Origin of the sequence: Salinicola rhizosphaerae, from assembly GCF_014652715.1 — a bacterium.
In the GTDB taxonomy this organism is placed as follows: domain Bacteria; phylum Pseudomonadota; class Gammaproteobacteria; order Pseudomonadales; family Halomonadaceae; genus Salinicola; species Salinicola rhizosphaerae.
Map to the genome: position 1 here is coordinate 321,020 of NZ_BMZI01000001.1, position 17,305 is coordinate 338,324.

Below are 17,305 nucleotides of genomic sequence, written 5' to 3' on the forward strand. Positions count from 1 at the left end.
CCGGGGATCGCGCCGCGATCCGCTTTGGCCATGAACAAGCCGTCCCGATCAGGGTCAGCTCATGTAGAAACTCTGCGTCAGGGAACCGATCAGCAGTTGCCACCCGTCGACGAGAACGAACAGCATCAGCTTGAACGGTAGCGATATCGTCGCCGGTGGCACCATCATCATCCCGAGGGCCATCAGCGTGCTGGCGACGACCAGATCGATGATCAAAAAGGGAATGAAGATCGTGAACCCGATCTGAAAGGCGGTCTTCAATTCACTGGTGACGTAGGCCGGCACCAGGATACGCATGGGCACGTCCTCCGGGCCCTGCATGTCGCCGATCTTGGCGATGCGCGCGAACATCGCCAGATCCGCTTCTCGCGTCTGCGCGAACATGAACTCGCGCAGCGGCTGCGCCCCACGGTCCAGGGCTTCTTCCAGCGAGATCTGCTCGGCGGCGTAGGGCTGCCAGGCGTTGTCGTAGATGCGATCCAGCACCGGCGACATGACGAAGAACGTCAGGAACAGCGCCAGCCCGATCAGCACCTGTGTCGGCGGCGCCGAGGGCGTGCTGAGTGCCGTGCGCAGCAGGCCCAAGACGATGATGATCCGTGTGAAGCAGGTCATCATCAGCAGCATCGCCGGCAGGAAGGCCAGCGACGACAGGAACAGCAGTGTCTGTAAGCTCAGCGACCAGCGCTGGCCACCGTCGGCCAGCGGCTGACTGACCACGCCGGGGAGCGCCTGCGCCATGGCCCACTGGCTGCCGAATGCCGCGGTCAATGCCGCTACGGTAAGCACGAAGGTCCTGATGGATGCGTAGCGGATCACGAGCGGGAGCCATCCTGATCAGAACTGTCACGACCAGAGCTGTCACGACCAGAGGCCTTGCCGCCAAGCGATTGACGCGCATTCTGTCTGAGCGCCTGGGTGAACCGGCTCGCGAAGCCACCGGCCAGCGGCGCGCCGCCGGTCGGGGATGGCGGCGCTTCGGGCGGCGTCAGCGTATCCAGTTTGGTGACTTGGCCGCCGCCGACGCCGAGCACCAGCCAGCGGTCCTCGACCTCGACGATGACAACGCGCTCGCGCTGGCCCACCGGCGTACTGGCGACGACACGCAGATGCTGCGTGCCCGCGCGACGGTTCGGGCCCACTCGCTTCAGCAGCCAAGCGCAGACGAGGATGATCGCAATAACCACGAGCAGCGACATGGCGGTCTTGCCGAACATCAACAAGCCGACGCCGCCGGTAGCGTCATGACCCATCTGGGCGCTCTGGGTGGCAGCACTGTCATTCATCGAGCGCGACTCATCGGTTCAGTTTCTGCACGCGCTCGGATGGCGTGACGATCTCGGTGATACGGATGCCGTACTTGTCCTCGACCACCACCACTTCGCCCTGTGCAATGAGATAGCCGTTGATCAGGATATCCATCGGCTCTCCCGCCAGACCGTCGAGTTCGACTACGGAACCCTGCGCCAGCTCGAGCAGCTGCTTGATGGTGATACGCGTACGGCCCAGTTCGACCGAGAGCTTCACCGGAATGTCCATGATCATGCCTAGATCGCGGCTTTCGCGAGTACCGCTTCCCTCGTCGAAGGAGGGGAAGACGCCGGCCTCGGCCGAGACGGCAGACGGTTTGGCGGTAATCTCCGGCGAACTGGTCGCCACCTCCGGCGCTTCCGGTTCAGACTCGGGCTCGACGCCTTGCTCGGCCATCGCCGCCGCCCACAGATCGTCGGCGTCAGCGTTGCTCTGGGCCGTCTCGGCGTCACTGTTGGCGGAACCGGTTTCCAACGCTGCTTCGTCTTTCGAAGTCGGTTTCTGATCGTCACTCATTGTCGAAGTCCTTCATGGCAGAGTACGTACCATGGTCGATAAGATGCTTCACCCGCAGGGCGCGGTGGCCCTCGCGCGTACCATATTCACAGGCCATGACCGGGACGCCGTCGACGCGCACGTCAAGGCTCTTCGGCAGGTCGATCGGCAATACGTCACCGACCTTCAGAGACATCACTTCGGCGATAGTCGAGTCGACTTCGGCGAAGTCCGCAATCAGTTCGACCTGGGTCTGCTTGATCTCGCCGGCCATGCGCGACTCCCACTGAGTGTCGTCGCTGCCGTAGCTGCCGATCGGGCTCGAAAGCACGTCGCGTATCGGCTCGATCATGGAAAACGGGATGCAGATATTGAAATCGCTGGCGAGGTTGCCGACCTCCAGGTGGAAGGTGCTGTTGACCACAATCTCGTTGGGCGAGTTGGTGATGTTGGCGAAACGCACCTGCATTTCGGAGCGCATGTACTCGATCTCCAGCGGGTAGACCGATTTCCAGGCGTCGCCGTAACCTTCCAGCGCCAGCGTCATCAGGCGCTGAATGATGCGCTGCTCGGTCGCGGTGAACTCGCGGCCGTCCGACTTGGTGAGAAACCGGCCATCTCCACCAAACAGATTGTCGACGACCATGAACACCAGGCTCGGCGGAAAGACGAGTAGCGCGGTGCCTTTCAGCGGCTTGAGGCTGATCAGGTTGAGGTTCGTCGGCACCGGCAGGTTGCGGGCGAACTCGCTGTAGCTCTGGTAGCGAACGCCGGTCACCGTGATATCCGCACTACGCCGGATCAGGTTGAACATCGCCACGCGAAACAGGCGCGCGAATCGCTCGTTGATGATATCCAGCGCGTGCAGGCGTTCACGAATGATCCGGTGCTGATTCGCCGGATCGAACGGCCGCGTGCGTTTTTCGCCGGGAGTGTCGTCCGCCGGCTTGTCGTCGTCGCCGCTGACGCCATTGAGCAGGGCGTCGATCTCTTCCTGCGACAGCAAATCGTCTTGGGACATGGTCAGTCTGGTGCCGCCTACTGCACGATGAAATCGGAGAACAGCACGTCGTCGATGGCCAACGTCGGCTGCGGCGTGGTGATGGGCGTGTCGAAAAGCCCCATGATCTCTTTCTTCAGCTCGATCTTCCCGGCGGGCTTGATCAGTTCCTCGGCACTTTTGCCGGAGAGCAGCATCAAGAGCCGACTGCGGATTTCCGGCATGTGCTGTGCCAGGAAGTCGCTGGTCTTGTCGTCCCCGACCCGAAGCGACAGACCGACGTAGAGCAAACGGTCGCCGTAGTCGCTCTGCAGATTCACGGTGAACGGCGATACCGTCACGAAAATCGGCACCGGCGGCTCCGGCGGGGGTGCGTCTTCCGCCGCGACCGGCGAGCTGTCGCGCGCATCGAGGAAGAAATAGACCGCGACGGAGCTGGCGATCGCCAGCAGCAGGACGAGCAGTCCGATCAGAATGAGAGTGCGTTTCTTGCGCGGCGCGGCTTGCGGTGCTGCCATTGCGTCTGCCATAGCGGTAATCCCGAGGAGTTGCAGAGGATTATGCGGCGCCGAGTCCTTCAGCGATCGATGGAAAAGGCCGCTTCCGGTTTGCCAACTTCGCCTTTCGTCAGTGGGAGATAGGCGTGCTGAAGCCGGGCTAGACGACACCGCATAACGTCAGATGCCGGACGCTTGCGGAAAGCGTCCGGCATCTCGGTTTATCGGCAGCCGCCGTCAGGCATAAAGGCTGATGTTGCCCCTGGCGCCAATGGCGACCGGACGCAGAGGCGCCTCTGACTGGATATCCAGGCCGCCGGTGGCGGCCATTGTTCCGATCGCGCGGCCCTGCCCCGAGGTGTCGCCTCGCGGGTCCTGCTGCTGCTGGAACTGGCTTTGATCGCCGACACTGGTCTCACCCAGCGCGATACCGCTTTGCGCCAGCGCTTCGCGCAGCTGGGGCAAGGCCGCCTCGACCGCGGCGCGCACCGGCGCATGGGCGGAAGCGATCTGCAGCTGCGCCTGCTGATCGTGAACGGAGAGGGAAACGCTCAATGGCCCTAGCGACTGCGGATTCAGGTGCAGCTCCATCTGCTGGTCGCCGCGATGATGCATCTGGACGACCTGCTGGCCAAGCGCCGCGGGCCACTGTGGTGAGTTGACCGCCACCGGCAGTGTGGCGCCCGCCGGTGCCGTCGAGGTCGCCGTTGTCGCTGTCATGCCCGGCGCGCTGCCGGGGGCGAGGTGGCTGCTGACGCTACCGTTGGTCGTGGCTGCCAGCGTGGCCGCATCGATACTGCCGGTGTCCCCACCTGAGCGACTGAGCGGCTGGGCCAGCGCGTTGATGAAGCTACCGTCGACGGGTTTCTGCGACGCTGAAATGGCATTCGAAGCGGCCGGGGACGCGTCGCTTCCGAGCTTGGCCATCAGCTGCGTGGCGTCGTGGCGCGAGGTTGTGGCGTCACCTCGGGGGAAAAGGACATCATCGGTGGTCCGTGCCGGGTCGTCCGCCGCGAGGGGCGACGATGCCAGCTGCGCTCGAGTGCCGGTGTCCAGCGCCATGGCCTGGCCTGACACCGAGGCGCCCGCCAGATCAGCGCGCCCGGATTCAGACAGACTCGCCCGGCGCGCTGGGTCGGTCTGTCCGGAAGCGTTCACCGGGACGAGTTGTCCGCCGAGCGCGGCGACCATGGCTGCCAATGCAGCGTTATCGGTCAGGGGGTCGCCCTGCGGTAAAGCGCTGTTGGCAAGGTCGCTATCACCGCTGTCCGTTGGGCCAGGTGATGTCCCGAGAGCGGGAGAGAGACCGCTTTCTCGCGAGGCTATCCAGGCTGCCAGCGTCGCTTGGGCGCCGCCGTCGACGTGCACGCCATCAGGCAGAAGTCGCTGCGAATCGCCGGCTTGCGCGTCGTTCATCGCGGTATCAGTTGATGACGAGGCGGGCGCTTTTGCCAGCTCTCCCGTTTCGCTGCCAGAAGACTGGGTACTCGCTGCCGTCTTGTCGTCAACGCTCGCGGCGGCGTCGGCGCTGGTCTTGGCCTGCTGCGCTGAGCGATCACCAGCCTGAACAGTATTTGGCGTCTGCGTCGCGCTCTCCTCGGCATCCCGAGCGCGCTGCATGGCCGTCGCGAAGGGCGCGCTCTCCGCGGACCCCGAATTCTCGGATCGCGATGGGCTCGTGCCGGCGCGGGAGGACTGTGTGGCGTTGGCGGTCAGTTGGGAGATGTCCATGTCGCGATTCCGGCAAAAAGGGACGAAAAAGAATGGGGCGAAAAAAGAGCTGTCGAGGCAAGACCTGTCAAACCATCAAGAGTGACGCGAGTCCGCCTGGCGCCGTCTCAACTGGGCGGCAAGCTCGTCGCTGGTTCGCTGTTCGTGCTTGGCGGCCCTGTGAGCCAGCTCCCGTTCACCGCGGGCGTGGAGCGTCGAGTAGGCGTTGAGCCGACGGTGCTCGCCTTGCCAGTGGCGTTTACCGGACTCGACGCGAGCCTGCTGGTCGCCGAGGCGGAGCCGCTGCTGTGCGATCGCCTGCTCGAGCGACCCGAGAAATTGCTGATAGTCTCGCCACTGGCTCGATGTCACGCCGCTGGCCAGGGTCGCATGCAGCTTGCGCTGATATTCGTCGCGGTACTGCATGAGCTGTTCGAGCTGGCGTTCGACGTCCTGCTGCTGGCGCTGCAGCCGCCCAAGGTCTTCGACGGCCTTGTCGCTGCTGCGCTGCGCGAGGTCGCGAAGCATTTCCATGGCTTGCAGATTGCCCAAGAGTCCCCTCCTTACCCACACGAAGGTTTTCGACACGATCGGTTGTCGAAACGACGGGTTTCGACACAACTTCGATAAGTGCCATTGTCTGCCGGTTGGCGTCGCGTCTAAGGGACGATAAGCGGGCTTGCGGGTACGCTATTCGCGTTTCGTAGACGGTTGCGGTTATCAGGTTCGGCGTTCGCACCGAGGCACATTCCGCGATTCGATGCGATCAAGGGCCGTCGGCCGGTACCAGCCGGCCAAGCTCGGCCAGGGTATGCGCCCGATCCGAATTTTCGTCCATGCGCTGCGCGAGAAAGCCTTCCAGCCGCGGGTAGAGCGCCACCGCGCGGTCCAGCTGCGGGTCCTGGCCGGTGACATAGGCGCCGACATTGATCAGGTCACGGTTACGCTGATAGCGCGAAATCATCTGCTTGAAACGCTGGGCCTGGCGTAGCTGCCCGCCGTCGACGACCGCCGGCATCGCGCGGCTGATCGAGGCTTCGATATCGATGGCGGGGTAGTGGCCGCTTTCCGCCAGCTGGCGCGACAGTACGATGTGGCCGTCGAGAATCGCGCGGGCGGAGTCCGCGATGGGGTCCTGCTGATCGTCGCCTTCCGTCAGCACGGTGTAGAAGGCGGTTATCGAACCACCGCCGCGTTTACCGTTGCCGGCGCGCTCGACGAGGCTGGGCAATTTGGCGAAAACCGAAGGCGGATAGCCCTTGGTCGCCGGCGGCTCACCGATGGCCAGCGCGATCTCGCGGGCGGCCATGGCATAGCGGGTCAGCGAGTCCATGATCAACAGGACGTTGCGTCCCTTGTCGCGAAAATCTTCCGCCAGCCGGGTGGCATAGGCGGCGCCCTGCATGCGCTGCAGCGGTGAGGTATCGGCGGGCGCGGCAACGACGACGGCGCGCGCCAGCCCCTCCTCGCCGAGGATGTTCTCGATGAAGTCCTGGACCTCCCGGCCGCGCTCGCCGATCAGTCCGACGACGATGACATCGGCGTCGGTAAAGCGCGCCATCATGCCCAGCAGCACGCTCTTGCCGACACCGGAACCGGCGAACAGTCCCATGCGCTGCCCGCGGCCGACCGTCAGCAGGCCATTGATGGCCCGGATGCCGACATCGATGGCCGTGTCGATCGGGGCTCGCGCCAGCGGGTTGATCGGCGGTGTTTCCAGTGGCGCGTGCGGTGACTGCTCCAGCGGACCGAGATCGTCCAACGGGCGACCGTTGCCATCCAGCACGCGGCCGAGCAGACCGTCTCCCAGCGGAAAGCGCCGAGCACTGGCGATATCCAGGCGATTGCCGCTCAAGGCCAGGACGCGGGCGCCGGGCAGCAGGCCGCTGGTATCGGCCAGCGGCATCAAAAACAGCTTGTCGGCGGAGAAGCCGACGACCTCGGCCTCGGCGAAGCGGGCCTCGTGATCGGGCAGCTGGCCCACGGACAGTTCGATCAGGCAGGCGCTGCCGAGCGGCAGGCGGATCCCCACGGCTTCGAGCACCAGCCCGGTGGCCCGCGTGACTCGGCCTTCGTGGCGATAGCGGGAGAGCGCCTCGATGCGATGCGTGACCTTGTCGAGCGTGAAACGCCAGCGCTCGTGGTGATCGCCGGGATCACCACGTTCACCGATCTCTTGACGGTCATCGATGCCTTGACGATCGCCGAGCTCAGCCATCGGTATCGGCCTGGTCGTCGTCCGGCAGGGCGCTGACGCGGCGGTGGCGTCGCTGATCGAGAATCGCCTTCCACTGGGTATCGAGGCTGGCATCGAGCCCACCCCCGGCACTCGTCACGCGGCAACCGCCGCGCGCCAGCGCGGGGTCGGAGAGACATTCCCAGTTGGCCGCGGCCAGCGCATCGCCAATCGACTGCGTCACCAGTTCGAGATCGTCAGGGTGCAGCCAGAGCCGCGGCTTGCCGCTCAGGCTGGTGTCGGCGTCGAGCAGCTCGTTGACGATCGCGAGGATCTGCTCCGGGTGTGCCTCGAGGGCGTCGCCTGCCAGTTGTCGTCCGGCGATCAGCGCGAGTTCGACCAGTTGATCGGCGATATGGTCATCCAGCGATTGCAGGGCGTGATGAAAGCCGTCAGCGAGCTCTGCCAGCGGATCGAGGCAGAGCGTCACCCGCTTGTGGAACTCGAGCTCCGCCGCGGCCTGGGCGGCCGCGAGGCCTTCGGCATAACCGGCGTCGTAACCTTGCGCCTTGCCTTCCTCGTGGCCGGCCTGGAATCCCGCTTCGCGGGCCTTTTTGGCCTCGGCGTCGCGCGCCTGGGTCTCCAGCCGGCGTCGCTGCTGTTCGCGATGGGCGGATTCGCTACCGGACGCGGCTCGAGGCTCTCGCTCGAGCGACCCCATCTGCCAGCGATGCCACTGGGCCTCGTGGCCGGTCGGCTTGCCGTCGCGATCAGACGTAGCCATCGTCGCCACCGCTCAATGCGATCTCGCCGGAGTCCGCCAGGCGGCGAACGATGCCGAGAATGGCCTTCTGTTCGGTTTCGACCTGAGACAGCCGCACCGGTCCGCGGTTGTCCATGTCTTCGCGCATCAGCTGTGCGGCGCGCTGAGACATGTTGCGCGTGAACTTCTCGACCAGCGCCTCTTCCGAGCCGCGCAGGGCGATGACCAGCGAATTGGTCTCGACCTCGCGCAGGATGAGCTGGATACCGCGATCGTCGATGTCGAGCAGGTTCTCGAACAGGAACATCTCGTCGATGATGCGCTGGGCAAGATCCTCGCTGTGAGCGCGTACGATCTCGATGACGTGCTCTTCCTGCGAGGAGTTCATCAGGTTCAGTATCTCGGCTGCGGTCCTCACGCCGCCCATCTTGCTGCGTTTGAGGTTGGTGCCGTCGAGCATCGAGGTGAGGACTTCGGTCAGCTCCTGCAGGGCGGCTGGCTGCACGCCGCTGAACGTGGCGATACGCAGCATGACGTCGTCGCGGAGCTTCTCGTCGAACAGCTCGAGAATATCCGCTGCCTGGCCGCGCTCCAGATGGACCAGGATGGTGGCGATGATCTGCGGGTGCTCGTCGCGGATCAATTCGGCGACCATCGAGGCTTCCATCAGATTGAGCGAGTCGATACCGGAAGCGGTGTTGCTCGTCTCGAGAATGTCCTCGATCAGGCTGCTGGCGCGCTCGCTGCCGAGCGCCTTGGTCAGCACGCTGCGAATGTGCTCGTTGGTATGCAGGTTGATGGCGGTGAACTGCTCCGCTTCGCGGTGGAAGTCGCGCAGCACGACGGCCATCTCCTCGTGGGAGACCTGGCCGAGCTTGGCCATCTCCTGGCTGACGTCCTGCACCTCGCGGGTCGAGAGGTACTTGAAAATTTCCGCTGCGCTGTCTTCATCGAGCGAGAGCAGCAGGATCGCGCCACGACGGGCGCCGGTCATCTCTGTCGTCATGACTTTTCCATCCAGGTTCTGACCACCATGGCGACCAAGCGGGGGTCTTCCTGCGCGATCTCACGGGCATCCTTGAGATCCTGCTCGTAGCCGGACGAGCGGCGCTCACGCTTGCGGGTCGTCGCCGGACGATCGTCGACTTCGGCCTCGTCCATCTCGCCGACCTGCTGATAGCTTGCCGCGGCGGCGGTGGCCTGTGCTGGCGTCTGGGTGGGCGGGGCGGCAGGGGCGAGTTCGGTGGTCTGCTGGCGCAGCAGCGGTTTGATCACCTTGAACCAGAGGAACAGCGCGACCAGGCCGACCAGCAGGTACTTCAGCACGCTCTTGGCCAGGCTCCAGGCCTCGGCGGTCTGCCACCACGGCGTCGCCTCGAAGGTATCCGCGCTGACCTGGAACGGGCTGTTGACGACTTCCAGATCGTCTCCACGAGACTCGGTATAGCCCATCGCCTGGCGTACCAGCCCGCGAATGTTGGTCATCTCCTCGTCGCTCAGCGCGACCTGAGTCGGATTGCCGTCGTCGTCGACGCCATCGCGATAGTTGACGACCACCGCGACGGAGAGGCGCTGCAGGCCGCCGCGCTGCTGCGTGACGTGTTCGACCGTGCGGTCCACCTCGTAGTTGACCGTGCTGTCACGCCGTACTTGCCCGCTGCTGCCACTGTTGTTCGCGGTCTGCGCGCCGTTGCCGGCCCCGGTCTGATTGCCGTTCTGGGCGTTGGCATTGCCGTTCGGGTTGGCATTACCATTCGGGTTGCCATTCTGTCCGGCCGCGTTGGCATTGGCCTGCGTTGCGGGGTCGTTGATCGGAGACGCCGCAGTGCCCGGTGGCTGATTGCTGAGCGCGCCCGGCACGCCCATGGCGAGATCGGCATCGCTTTGATAAGAGGAGCTGTTCTGCTCGCTACGCACGGCCGCCGGGTTGTCACCCTGGTTGGGGCCGTAGCGTTCGGCGGTCTGCTCGCGTTGCGAGAAGTCGACCTGAGCGGTGACCTGAGCGCGCACGTTACGGGCGCCGACGATCGGCGCGAGGATATCCTCGATGCGGTCGGCATAGGCGCCTTCGAGATTACGCACGTAGTCGAGCTGCGTGCCGTCGAGCTGAGCGCCGTCGCTGGCACGCGAGGTCAGCAGATCGCCGTTCTGATCGATCACGGTGACATCGTCGGTGGCGAGCTGCGGTACGGCGCTGGACACCATGTGCACGATGGCATTGACCTGGCCCTCGTCAAGCACGCGGCCCGGCTGCAGATCGAGCACGACCGAGGCGCTGGCCGGCTGGCTCTCGCGCACGAAGACCGAGGGTTTCGGCATTGCCAGGTGGACGCGCGCCTTGTCGACGTTGCCCAGTGTGGCGATCGTGCGTGCCAGCTCGCCCTCGAGCGCGCGTTGGTAGTTCACCTGTTCGGCGAACTGACTGATGCCAAACGCCTGATTGTCCATCAACTCGAAGCCGACGCCACTGGCTTCGGGCAGGCCCTGCTCGGCGAGCTTGAGGCGAAGCGGGCGTACCTGATCCGCCGGCACCAGCAGCGCCTGACCGCCGTCGCTGAACTTGTAGGGTACGCCCATGGTGTCGAGCTGAGTGATGATACGACCGCCGTCGGCGTCGGTGAGCGTCGAGTAGAGCACGCGATAGTCAGGGCTGCGTGCCCACAGCAGCAGCGCGATCAGAATCGCCACCGCCGCGGCACCGGCGACCAGCAGCGGAATGCGCGGGCTGCTGGTGAGCTTGTTCAGCCAGTCACGACTGTTCGCGGCGGCTGCCTGACTGTTGCGGCCGCTGCTGGTCGACGCGTTCTTGGGCGTCTCGTTAGGGGACGTGGCGGTGCTCATGAGCGTCCCTGTTCGGCTGTCAGCGGACGGGAAAGCGGCGCGCGCTCACTCGTGCGACGATTCATTGACATCCAGGTCGACGACAGGTGACTCGACAGCGAGATGTGGTTCGAAAACATAGCGGTAATCCGCTCCCTGCAAAGCATCGGCTCTTCCGGCCTCCGGTATCGTCGACGGCCTCGAGGTTCGAGAGGCGATCAACGCTGCCCGGAATCGGGGCGTTATTGGGATGGCAGCCATTATGTGTCTGGCCGTAAAGGGCGAAGGACAAAAAAGCCGAGGTTTTCAGGCGCATTTAGCGCGATGGCGGTGAGAAGAGTGTTGGTAGGCTGCCAGCATCGAAAACGACCGCTCGGGAAGTCGATTCGCGGCAAACCTGCCTCGCGAGACGGCCCGTCGGCACATCTCAGGTGACGATATGATGGATGCCAATACGCCGATGTCGGCCAACGCCTCGCCGGCAGGGCGGTCGCGATGAGCGCCCCCGCGATCCAGGCTGCGCTGCAGCAGATGCAGGCGCTCTCCGCCCAGGCGGCGGGGCAGACATCGCCGGATGCGTCGAACGGCACCGGCGACTTTGCCGGTGCTTTCGAGGCGTCGCTCACGCGAATCAACGCCATGCAGCAGAGCGCGGCGAAGCAGACGGCCGCTTTCCAGGCCGGCGATCCGGACGTTGCGCTCAACGACGTCATGATCGACATGCAGAAGGCAAGCGTGGCCTTCGAGATGGGCGTGCAGACGCGAAATCGTCTGGTCAACGCCTACAAGGAAGTCATGGGCATGCAGATCTAGTCTCGCGTCAAACCTGTCACTCATGTGAACGCCGACAGGGTTCTCCATCTTTGCTATCGTCTCAGCGATGACACGCCGTTGGCGTAAGCGATCGTGGTCCTTGCCACGGCAGAAAGAAGGAGAATGACGATGGGCGAATTGCGGGTGAGCGTGGTACAGACCGATCTGGTCTGGGAGAACGCGGCAGCCAATCGGCGCGCGCTCCATGCCGCCATGGCGGCGCTGGATGGCAGCCTGACGGATCTGATCGTGCTCCCTGAAATGTTCGCCACCGGCTTTAGCATGCAGTCGGAAACGCTGGCGGAGCCGGCCCAGGACAGCCCCTCGATCCAATGGCTTATCGAACAGGCTCGCGAGCGCGATTGTGCGATCACCGGCAGTCTCGCGATCGCCGATCACGGTAGCTGCTACAACCGATTGATCTGGGTCACGCCGACCGGCGACGTCAGCTACTACGACAAACGCCACCTCTTTCGCATGGGCGCGGAGCCCGACCACTACACTGGCGGTGGTTCGCGGGCCGTCGTGCAGATCAACGGTTTCCGAATTCTGCTGAGCGTCTGCTATGACCTCCGTTTTCCGGTGTGGCTGCGCCAGCAGCCGAGCGAGGGTGAGGCGTTCGAGTACGATGCACTGCTCTGCGTTGCCAACTGGCCGGCGGCACGCCGTCACTCGTGGCGCACGCTGCTGCAGGCGAGAGCGGTCGAGAATCTCAGCTACGTCATCGGCGTCAATCGCATCGGCGAAGATGGCAACGGCCTGACCTACGCCGGCGATTCGATGGTGATCGATTTCAAGGGAGAGCCTATCGTCGACCGGCCCCAGGGCGAGGCGTTCGTCGAGACCGCCACGCTCTCCTCGGAGGCGCTTGCTGCCTTCCGCGACAAGTTTCCCGCCTGGCGCGACGCCGATCGCTTCACGCTGGCTCTGGATTGATTCCGGCCTCATTACACGCCCCGATGCGCGCGTGCGGATTCCGCCGCATGCCGCACGAGCCTGATTCCCCTTTATTCTCCACCCTTGCTTACATACCGAATTCGATTGATCCGAGGAATAGTCACCGATGCGTCTGGACCGATATCTCAGCGAAGCCACCGAATTGACCCGCAGCCAGGCCAAGCGCGTGCTGCGTCTCGAGGAGGTGACCGTCAATGGCGAGCCGGTGAAGGATGGGGCCAGGCAGGTCTCCGACGAGGACGATATTCGCTGGCAGGAGGAGCCCATCACGCGAGTGGGGTGGCGTTATCTGATGATGCACAAGCCCGTCGGCGTGGAGTGTTCGCTGCGCCCCACGCACTATCCGTCGGTCATGGAGCTGATCGAGATTCCCCAGCGTGAACGTCTGCATCCGGTTGGGCGACTCGATGTCGAGACATCGGGATTGCTCCTGATCACCGACGACGGGCAGTGGACGCACCGCGTGACATCGCCCAACCGTGCCTGTCTCAAGCGCTACCGAGCGACGCTGGAGGCTCCGTTGAGCGACAACGTGGCCAGGCGGCTCAAGAAGCGCTTCGAGGCAGGGATCGTGCTGCAGGGTGAAGAGCAGGCCACGCGCCCGGCGACGTTCGAGCGGCTGGCCGATCACGAGGTCGTCATTGGCGTTACCGAAGGGCGCTATCATCAGGTGCGGCGCATGACGGCCGCTGTCGGTCTGTCGATCGTGACGCTGCATCGCGAGTCTATTGGCGCGCTCTCTCTCGATGCCGACCTCGAGCCGGGTGAGTGTCGCTTCCTCACTGCCGAGGAGATCGCGTCGTTTTAGGCATGCTGACCTTTATTCAAATTCAGTTTATACCGTTATCTTGCGTGCTACCAAACACACCAATTTCCGGTTTTTACGGGGCTGCAAAAAGCACTGATAGGCGCGGCACCCACCGTAACTTCGGCCGCAACAGCGGCCATCGGGTTGGCTTCTTGACTATCGAGACAGGTCTGGGGCGACCGGCGTGAGTTCGGCGGCTTCGACGAGGGTCCGCGTATATTCGCTCTGCGGTGACGACAGCAGCTGCTCGCAGGGCCCCGTCTCGATGACTCGACCCTCCTTCAGTACCAGAATGCGGTGCGCCATTGCTCTGACAACCGCCAGATCGTGGCTGATGAAGAGATAGCTGATGCCGTGGCGAGACTGCACCTCTCGCAGCAGAGTAATCAGCTGTTTCTGCACGGTTCGGTCGAGGGCGGAGGTGGGCTCGTCCAGGACGAGGAGCTTCGGCTTCAGGACCAGGGCGCGGGCGATGGCGATCCGCTGGCGCTGGCCGCCGGAAAATTCATGGGGATAGCGATCCCCGCAGTCGGCCGGCAGGCCGACTTCTCTCAAAACCGACCGAATGCGTTCGTCGATGGCTTTGCGGTCGAGTTCGGGGTGGTGAAATCGCAGTCCCTCGCTGACCAGGTCCGCGACCGGCATGCGCGGCGACAGCGAGCCGTAGGGGTCCTGAAACACGATCTGGAAATCTCGGCGCCGGCGACGTAGCGCGTTGCCGGTGAGCCGGTCCAGGCGCTGTCCCTCGAAGTCGATCTCGCCGCGTGACGGCAGTAGTCGGATCAGCGCATTGGCGAGTGTCGATTTGCCGGAACCGGACTCACCGACGATGCCCAGCGTTTCCCCGGGGGCGACGGCAAGTGATAGCGGCTCGAGGGCAACGAACGCGGTGGGACGCGGGCGCAGCAGGGGCCTGGGCCGCGCGAACTCGACGCCAAGTTCCCGGGCGGCGAGCCGCGGTTGGCTGACAGCGCCGGGCAGTGGCTGCGGTCGGCCGTCGGGCACGGCGGCGAGCAGATGGCGTGTGTAATCGGCACGTGGCGACGTGAAGACGGCCTGAGTGCTGCCGCTCTCGACGGCAGCGCCGCGATGCATCACGACCACGCGGTCCGCGTGGCGGCGGACCAGATTGAGATCGTGGCTGATCAGCAGCAGGCCCATGTGATGCACCCGGCGCAGCTCGTCGAGCAGGGCGAGAATGTCTCGCTGCACGGTGACGTCGAGCGCGGTCGTGGGCTCGTCGGCGATCAGTAGGGCCGGGTCGTTGGCGATGGCCATCGCGATCATCACGCGCTGACGCTGGCCGCCGGAGAGCTGGTGCGGGCGGGCTCTCAGCAGCGCCTCGGCGCGCGGAAGCTTGACGCTCTCCAGCAGCTCGCGAGAGCGAGTGCGCGCGCTGCTGCCGCGCAGACCTTGATGCAGGCGAAGACTCTCGCCGATCTGCTGGCCGACGGTATGGAGCGGGTTCAGTGACGTCATCGGCTCCTGGAAGATGAAGCCGATTCGCCCGCCGCGCAGGGCGCTCCACTGGCGCTTGTCGAGCCTGGCGAGGTCGCGCCCCTCGAACTCCCGTTCGCCCGTGATTCTTGCCCCCGACGGGAGCAGGTCGAGCGCGCCAAGCGCACTGACCGATTTTCCCGAGCCGGACTCGCCGACCACGGCCACCGTTTCACCACGTGCGACGCTCAGGTCGAGGTGGGAAACGACGCGGCGGTCGCCGAAATCGATGCACAGCCCGCGCAGCTCCAGCAGTCGCTCGGTATTCATCACGGGCGCTCCTGAGCGGTTGGGCGGGCGGAAATCGAACTGAGGATATGGCGCGGGTCGAAGGCGTCGCGCAGCCCTTCACCGATGAACACCAGCAGTGACAACATCAGGCTGAGCGTGACGAACGCCGTGATGCCAAGCCAGGGTGCCTGCAGGTTGTTCTTGCCCTGGGCGACCAGTTCGCCGAGCGAGGGTGAACCTGACGGCAGCCCGAAGCCCAGAAAATCCAGCGCCGTCAGCGTGGTGATCGCGCCGGTGAAGAGAAACGGGATGAATGTCAGTGTCGCGACCATGGCATTGGGGAGTACGTGGCGCCACATGATCAGGCGCGAGGGAAGGCCGAGCGCCCGCGCGGCGCGAACGTATTCGAGATTGCGCGCCCGCAGAAATTCGGCGCGAACGATATCGACCAGGCCAAGCCAGGAAAACATCAGCATGATGCCGAGCAGCCACCAGACGTTGGGTTCGACCAGGCTGGCCATGATGATCAGCAGAAACAGCACCGGTAGCCCGGACCAGATCTCGATCAGACGCTGCCCCACCAGGTCGATCTTGCCGCCGTAATATCCCTGGATGCCGCCCAGCAATACTCCGAGCACGATAGAGCCTGCCGTCAGTGCCAGGGCAAAGGCGACCGAAAGTCGAAAGCCGTAGAGCACACGGGCAAAGACATCGCGCCCCTGGTCATCGGTACCGAGCCAGTGTCGCAGCGTGGGGGGAGAGGGAATCGGCCCCTCGACGTCCCGATCCAGCGTCTGATAGGAGAAGGGTACGGGCGGCCATAGCATCCAGCCGTCGTCTTCTATCTGCGCGCGGATCACCGGGTCGCGGTAGTCGGTCGCGGTCGGCAGGAAGCCGCCGAACGTCGTCTCCGGGTAATCGACGAACAGAGGGGCATACCAGTTGCCCTCGTAACGCATCACGATCGGCTTGTCGTTGGCCACGAATTCGGCGCCGAGGCTGATCGCGAACAGCAGGCCGAAGAGCCAGAGCGACCACCAGGCGCGACGGTTGCCACGAAAGACGCGCAACCGACGCCGCGCGATGGGCGACAGTCGCCCGCGGCCATTCGAAGGCGCGTCGCGCCGGGGGACGTGAGCTTGGTTCATCATGACTCCCGAGCGCTGAAGTCGATGCGCGGATCGACCCAAGCGTAAGTTAGATCCGATATCAGCTTCAGCAGCAGCCCGATGACGGTATAGAGATAGAGGGTGCCGAAGATCAGCGGGTAATCGCGCTGCATGACGGCCTCGAACCCGAGCAGGCCGAGGCCGTTGAGCGAGAAGATCACCTCGATCAGGAGCGATCCGGTAAAGAAGATGCCGATCAATGCCGCGGGCATCCCCGCAATGATGATCAGCATGGCGTTACGAAAGACGTGCCCGTAGAGCACGCGCCGGTCCGAGGCACCCTTGGCACGGGCGGTCAGTACATACTGCTTGTGAATCTCGTCGAGGAAGCTGTTCTTGGTCAGCATCGTCAGCGTGGCGAAGCTTCCGATGGCGGAGGCCGTCACGGGGAGCGCGATATGCCAGAGATAATCGCCAACCTTGCCCAGGGGCGAGAGTTCGTTGAAGTTGGCCGAGGTCAGCCCGCGCAGCGGAAACCAGTTGAGATAGCTCCCGCCGGCGAAGACCACGATCAGCAAAATTGCCAGCAGAAAGCCGGGAATCGCATAGCCGACAATCACCACGCCCGAAGACCAGACGTCGAAGGCGCTGCCGTGACGCAGCGCCTTGCGGATGCCCAGGGGAATCGAGATCAGGTAGACGAGCAGGGTGGTCCAGAGGCCGAGCGATATCGACACCGGCAGGCGCTCGAGGATCAGATCGATGACGGGGCGACCCCGAAACAGGCTGTCGCCGAGATCGAAGCGGGCGTAGTCGCGGATCATCAGCGCGAAACGCTCCCAGGCGGGCTTGTCGAAGCCGTACTCTTGGGTGAGCTGCTGTCGCAGCTCCTCGTTCACGCCCTGGATGCGCTGACTATCGCTGGCGCTATGGCCTCCACCCTCGTTGCCGCTGCCGCCGAGCCCGGTGCTGGCGAGGCTGCCAAGCCCTTCGAAACGGGCCATCATCTGGTCGATGGGTCCACCGGGCGCCGCCTGAACGATGAGGAAATTGAGCAGCAATATGCCGAACAGCGTCGGGATCATCAGCAGTAGACGGCGGGCGATGTAGCTGGCCAT

The 17,305-nt window shown here is 64.4% G+C and carries 17 protein-coding genes; 3 read left to right on the top strand and 14 right to left on the bottom strand.

Annotated features, from left to right (window positions below; all coding sequences use genetic code 11):
- Positions 1-54: 54 nt before the first annotated feature.
- The 11 genes from fliP to fliF form a co-directional block, all read right to left on the bottom strand.
- Positions 55-741 (bottom strand): flagellar type III secretion system pore protein FliP, encoded by a 687-nt coding sequence (fliP, locus tag IE125_RS01330; RefSeq protein WP_189443171.1) that lies wholly within the window; start codon positions 739-741, stop codon positions 55-57.
- A gap of 74 nt (positions 742-815) precedes the next feature.
- Complete coding sequence (gene fliO / locus IE125_RS01335; RefSeq protein WP_189442789.1) at positions 816-1,286, bottom strand: flagellar biosynthetic protein FliO; 471 nt, start codon at positions 1,284-1,286, stop codon at positions 816-818.
- Between the two features lie 10 nt (positions 1,287-1,296).
- Positions 1,297-1,827 (bottom strand): flagellar motor switch protein FliN, encoded by a 531-nt coding sequence (gene fliN / locus IE125_RS01340; RefSeq protein WP_229808863.1) that lies wholly within the window; start codon positions 1,825-1,827, stop codon positions 1,297-1,299.
- A complete protein-coding gene (gene fliM, locus IE125_RS01345) occupies positions 1,820-2,827 on the bottom strand; it encodes a flagellar motor switch protein FliM (RefSeq protein ID WP_189442790.1) in 1,008 nt (335 codons plus the stop codon). The genes fliN and fliM overlap by 8 nt, the downstream gene beginning before the upstream one ends.
- Before the next feature lie 17 nt (positions 2,828-2,844).
- Complete coding sequence (gene fliL, locus IE125_RS01350; RefSeq protein ID WP_189442791.1) at positions 2,845-3,336, bottom strand: flagellar basal body-associated protein FliL; 492 nt, start codon at positions 3,334-3,336, stop codon at positions 2,845-2,847.
- Positions 3,337-3,540: 204 nt separating this feature from the next.
- Positions 3,541-5,034: a flagellar hook-length control protein FliK gene (locus IE125_RS01355; RefSeq protein ID WP_189442792.1), complete on the bottom strand. Its 1,494-nt coding sequence runs from the start codon at positions 5,032-5,034 to the stop codon at positions 3,541-3,543.
- A gap of 75 nt (positions 5,035-5,109) precedes the next feature.
- A complete protein-coding gene (fliJ, locus tag IE125_RS01360; protein ID WP_189442793.1) occupies positions 5,110-5,565 on the bottom strand; it encodes a flagellar export protein FliJ in 456 nt (151 codons plus the stop codon).
- A gap of 214 nt (positions 5,566-5,779) precedes the next feature.
- The gene (gene fliI, locus IE125_RS01365) at positions 5,780-7,231 is read right to left on the bottom strand and encodes a flagellar protein export ATPase FliI (RefSeq protein ID WP_189442794.1); all 1,452 of its coding nucleotides are present in this window, start codon (positions 7,229-7,231) and stop codon (positions 5,780-5,782) included.
- The gene (locus IE125_RS01370; RefSeq protein WP_189442795.1) at positions 7,224-7,973 is read right to left on the bottom strand and encodes a flagellar assembly protein FliH; all 750 of its coding nucleotides are present in this window, start codon (positions 7,971-7,973) and stop codon (positions 7,224-7,226) included. Before IE125_RS01370 ends, fliI begins: the two co-directional genes overlap by 8 nt.
- Complete coding sequence (fliG, locus tag IE125_RS01375) at positions 7,960-8,958, bottom strand: flagellar motor switch protein FliG (RefSeq protein ID WP_189442796.1); 999 nt, start codon at positions 8,956-8,958, stop codon at positions 7,960-7,962. The genes IE125_RS01370 and fliG overlap by 14 nt, the downstream gene beginning before the upstream one ends.
- Positions 8,955-10,793, bottom strand: coding sequence for a flagellar basal-body MS-ring/collar protein FliF (gene fliF, locus IE125_RS01380; protein WP_189442797.1), 1,839 nt, complete (start codon positions 10,791-10,793; stop codon positions 8,955-8,957). The genes fliG and fliF overlap by 4 nt, the downstream gene beginning before the upstream one ends.
- A 474-nt stretch (positions 10,794-11,267) precedes the next feature.
- Between fliF and fliE the strand changes: the two genes are divergently transcribed.
- The 3 genes from fliE (at position 11,268) to IE125_RS01395 (ending at position 13,350) form a co-directional block, all read left to right on the top strand.
- Positions 11,268-11,585: a flagellar hook-basal body complex protein FliE gene (gene fliE, locus IE125_RS01385; RefSeq protein WP_189442798.1), complete on the top strand. Its 318-nt coding sequence runs from the start codon at positions 11,268-11,270 to the stop codon at positions 11,583-11,585.
- A gap of 129 nt (positions 11,586-11,714) precedes the next feature.
- On the top strand, positions 11,715-12,521 hold the full coding sequence (locus IE125_RS01390; protein ID WP_189442799.1) for an amidohydrolase: 807 nt from the start codon (positions 11,715-11,717) through the stop codon (positions 12,519-12,521).
- A gap of 127 nt (positions 12,522-12,648) precedes the next feature.
- Positions 12,649-13,350, top strand: a complete 702-nt coding sequence (locus IE125_RS01395) for a pseudouridine synthase (protein ID WP_189442800.1) — start codon at positions 12,649-12,651, stop codon at positions 13,348-13,350.
- Between the two features lie 156 nt (positions 13,351-13,506).
- Here the strand turns inward: IE125_RS01395 and IE125_RS01400 are convergent, their stop codons facing one another.
- The 3 genes from IE125_RS01400 to IE125_RS01410 are packed head-to-tail and all read right to left on the bottom strand — an operon-like array spanning position 13,507 to position 17,305.
- A complete protein-coding gene (locus IE125_RS01400; RefSeq protein ID WP_189442801.1) occupies positions 13,507-15,117 on the bottom strand; it encodes an ABC transporter ATP-binding protein in 1,611 nt (536 codons plus the stop codon).
- Positions 15,117-16,226: an ABC transporter permease gene (locus IE125_RS01405; protein WP_189442802.1), complete on the bottom strand. Its 1,110-nt coding sequence runs from the start codon at positions 16,224-16,226 to the stop codon at positions 15,117-15,119. The genes IE125_RS01400 and IE125_RS01405 overlap by 1 nt, the downstream gene beginning before the upstream one ends.
- Positions 16,226-17,305 carry a microcin C ABC transporter permease YejB gene (locus tag IE125_RS01410; protein WP_189442803.1) on the bottom strand — a complete coding sequence of 360 codons (1,080 nt, stop codon included), beginning with the start codon at positions 17,303-17,305 and terminating at the stop codon, positions 16,226-16,228. The genes IE125_RS01405 and IE125_RS01410 overlap by 1 nt, the downstream gene beginning before the upstream one ends.

Bases quoted from the DNA above. Each gene is read 5' to 3' on its own strand.
- fliP (WP_189443171.1), bottom strand. From the start codon at position 741: ATGGCGCAGGCGCTCCCCGGCGTGGTCAGTCAGCCGCTGGCCGACGGT.
- fliO (WP_189442789.1), bottom strand. From the start codon at position 1,286: ATGAATGACAGTGCTGCCACCCAGAGCGCCCAGATGGGTCATGACGCT.
- fliN (WP_229808863.1), bottom strand. From the start codon at position 1,827: ATGAGTGACGATCAGAAACCGACTTCGAAAGACGAAGCAGCGTTGGAA.
- fliM (WP_189442790.1), bottom strand. From the start codon at position 2,827: ATGTCCCAAGACGATTTGCTGTCGCAGGAAGAGATCGACGCCCTGCTC.
- fliL (WP_189442791.1), bottom strand. From the start codon at position 3,336: ATGGCAGACGCAATGGCAGCACCGCAAGCCGCGCCGCGCAAGAAACGC.
- IE125_RS01355 (WP_189442792.1), bottom strand. From the start codon at position 5,034: ATGGACATCTCCCAACTGACCGCCAACGCCACACAGTCCTCCCGCGCC.
- fliI (WP_189442794.1), bottom strand. From the start codon at position 7,231: ATGGCTGAGCTCGGCGATCGTCAAGGCATCGATGACCGTCAAGAGATC.
- IE125_RS01370 (WP_189442795.1), bottom strand. From the start codon at position 7,973: ATGGCTACGTCTGATCGCGACGGCAAGCCGACCGGCCACGAGGCCCAG.
- fliG (WP_189442796.1), bottom strand. From the start codon at position 8,958: ATGACGACAGAGATGACCGGCGCCCGTCGTGGCGCGATCCTGCTGCTC.
- fliF (WP_189442797.1), bottom strand. From the start codon at position 10,793: ATGAGCACCGCCACGTCCCCTAACGAGACGCCCAAGAACGCGTCGACC.
- fliE (WP_189442798.1), top strand. From the start codon at position 11,268: ATGAGCGCCCCCGCGATCCAGGCTGCGCTGCAGCAGATGCAGGCGCTC.
- IE125_RS01390 (WP_189442799.1), top strand. From the start codon at position 11,715: ATGGGCGAATTGCGGGTGAGCGTGGTACAGACCGATCTGGTCTGGGAG.
- IE125_RS01395 (WP_189442800.1), top strand. From the start codon at position 12,649: ATGCGTCTGGACCGATATCTCAGCGAAGCCACCGAATTGACCCGCAGC.
- IE125_RS01400 (WP_189442801.1), bottom strand. From the start codon at position 15,117: ATGAATACCGAGCGACTGCTGGAGCTGCGCGGGCTGTGCATCGATTTC.
- IE125_RS01405 (WP_189442802.1), bottom strand. From the start codon at position 16,226: ATGAACCAAGCTCACGTCCCCCGGCGCGACGCGCCTTCGAATGGCCGC.
- IE125_RS01410 (WP_189442803.1), bottom strand. From the start codon at position 17,305: ATGGCCAGCTACATCGCCCGCCGTCTACTGCTGATGATCCCGACGCTG.